The 292-nt window shown below is 41.8% G+C and carries 1 protein-coding gene; it reads left to right on the top strand.

Annotated features, from left to right (window positions below):
• On the top strand, positions 1–292 hold a 292-nt coding region (locus tag AC0IW9_RS30560; protein ID WP_471652068.1), incomplete at both ends, for a hypothetical protein.

A 292-nucleotide genomic window follows, 5' to 3' on the forward strand; every position in this document is an offset into this window, starting at 1 on the left:
GCAGCCGAGGGCCGTGCTTGCTAATGTTTTACTCGAGCCACAAACTTTGGTAACCGATTCGAACACTTATGATATTACTGCCTGGGCCCTGCCGTATGTTTATGGCTTAAAAGCTTATGCATCAAAAGAAAGTATAAAAGGAAAATATGACAACATCGAGGAGCGCAAAATCACTTCTTCGAATCTGGATAAACCATTAGCCTGGCTATTTGGTTGGGGAAACAGTGAAGATTTGCAATTGTTGGTGGCTTTACAGAAAGAAAATATAAAAGTACGGCAAGCAGATCAACCG

The organism is Belnapia sp. AC561, from assembly GCF_979252845.1.